This is a genomic window from Aeromonas sp. QDB30, from assembly GCF_027707645.1.
GTDB classification, from domain to species: Bacteria; Pseudomonadota; Gammaproteobacteria; order Enterobacterales; family Aeromonadaceae; genus Aeromonas; species Aeromonas caviae.
Genome location: NZ_JAPCIY010000181.1, coordinates 1 through 986 on the forward strand (window position 1 = coordinate 1; position 986 = coordinate 986).

General features: G+C 54.7%; 1 protein-coding gene. It reads left to right on the forward strand.

From position 1 onward, the window contains the following. Window positions 1–962, forward strand: a 962-nt coding sequence (locus tag PG896_RS21020; RefSeq protein ID WP_270836197.1) for an ISAs1-like element ISAs12 family transposase, incomplete at its 5' end; no start/stop codon positions are given. Between the last annotated feature and the right edge of the window lie 24 nt (window positions 963–986).

Below are 986 nucleotides of genomic sequence, written 5' to 3' on the forward strand. Positions count from 1 at the left end.
TTCAATCCAAGGGACTGTTTAAAAACGGCATTCCTGTCCATGACACCATTGCCAGGATCATCTCCGGCATCAAACCAGAGCCGTTTCAGGCCGCCTTTGTGCGGTGGACTCAAGCCATTAACCAGCACACCGATGGCGCCCTGGTCGCTATCGATGGCAAAACCCTGCGCAGTTCCTATGACCGTGAGGATCGAACGTCGACCATTCACATGGTCAGTGCCTATGCCGCCGCCAATAAGCTGGTGCTCGGACAGATAAAAACCGACGCCAAGTCCAATGAAATTACCGCTATTCCCGAGTTGCTGGCGCTGCTCGACATCAAAGGCTGCCTGGTATCCATCGATGCGATGGGGTGCCAGACCGAGATCGCCGAGACCATCCTTCAGCAAGGTGGCGATTACTTATTGGCCGTCAAAGGCAACCAACCCAAGTTGTTCGAGGCGGTTCGACAGGCCCTCGCCCCGCTGGCGGCCACCCCGTTATGCGCAGAGACGATGACGCTTGAGAAGGCTCATGGCCGCATCGATGGTCGTGAGTACCATGTCATGGCGGCGGGCGAGTTGGCCGCCCAGTTTCCTCATTGGAAACAGTTGCACAGCATTGGCGTGGCCATCTCCTATCGCGTTGAAAATATGCAAAAAATTACCATAGAGCAGCGTTATTTCATCAGTTCCAAAGCGTTGGTGCAGGATGAGTTTGCGCGAGCGGTGCGTGGGCACTGGGCCATCGAAAATAGCCTGCACTGGGTGCTGGACGTCACGATGGGCGAGGATGATTGCCCGATTTATCGCGGTGATGCCGCAGAGATTTTGGCGTGCATCCGGCACATGGGGCTGAACATGCTCAGGGCCGAGACTTCACGCAAGGCGAGCGTAAGACGGAAGCAAAAAATCGCAGGAATGAGCAGTGAATATCTGGAAACGGTACTCAATGCGGGTCTCAAAAAACTGGGTGAAATTTAACAAAATGTTCACGCTCTCACCCTG